The organism is Bifidobacterium pongonis, assembly GCF_019331805.1.
Lineage (GTDB): Bacteria > Actinomycetota > Actinomycetes > Actinomycetales > Bifidobacteriaceae > Bifidobacterium > Bifidobacterium pongonis.
On record NZ_JAHBBE010000082.1, the window covers coordinates 1 to 1,052 of the forward strand.

Annotated in this window: 1 pseudogene; it reads left to right on the forward strand. The window is 69.2% G+C overall.

The annotated features are described in order from the left end of the window. Positions 1 to 133: 133 nt before the first annotated feature. A pseudogene (locus KIH75_RS10005) lies at positions 134 to 1,052 on the forward strand (hypothetical protein); the annotation flags it as partial.

Consider the following 1,052-nt stretch of genomic DNA (forward strand, 5'->3'; position numbering starts at 1 on the left):
TGCTGGAGGTCGTGTTCCCGGACACCGCGATCGGCAATGATATCGCCGAGGCGCTGAGGGCGTTCCAGGGGGAGCATGCCGGCACGGGCATACGCATCGTGTACAAGATCGCGAAATAGGAGGAGGGAATAACATGAGCCAGATAAGGATAGTCTCCATAAACAGGGAACGAAGCAGGTTCCTGGTCTGCCCGTTCGTGATGAGCTGGGGCATCAATCGGGTGACGGACCGGTTCTTCAGGAGTCTGAAGGGCCCCGGCGTGACGGCCGGGGATGTGGGCGGGGCGCTGCTGGATGCGTTCGCGTTCATCGAGCGCACGGGCCCGCTCGAGCTGAGTCTCGAGGAAAACGAGAACTTCTGGCGGCACGACACCAAATACAAGACATGGAGAGCATTCGCCCGGAACAACGACCTCGTCGAGGTCACCAACTACAAGGACAAGGAATACTGGGTGTACGCATATCCACCAAGGGGCGACAATGCGGACCTGGATGACGAGGTGTGGCGGGGCACCGTGCCTGCGGGCGCGTCCGCCGAGGAGCTCGGACGGGCGGTGATGGACGCGTACGCGGCCCTGGACGAGTGGAAGAAAACGCACGGCAGGCGGGCCGGAGGGCATGAGCCGGCCGTGCGGAGCGCGGGGCTGTGCGACGGGGGCGAGGTGCTGCTGCCCGGGCCGGGGGAGGGGTTCGCGGAGCGCACGTCGGCCGCGGGCGAGGTGCTGCTCGCCTTCGAACGCGCGGGCCGGGGCGGGGATCCCGTGGCGTCCCTGTACCTGGCCGAGGCCGAATGGGACGAGGGGCCGGACGGCGGGGAGGCGTGGGACGAGTGGCTGGAACGCTGGGAGGAGGAGAACGGGCCCGCGCGCTCGGTCTCGCGCGAGCCGTGCGCGGAGGGCCCGTTCACGCGCCGCTGGACGGCGCGCAACGGCTCGTGCCTGACGGTCGCGCTGCTCGCGCCCCTGACGGGCGGGCTGGCCGTCATGCTGTGCCTGGACGCGGCCCGGCCCGGCCGGCGCCCCAGGGCCGCGGAACGCTGGGAGGGAGAGCTCC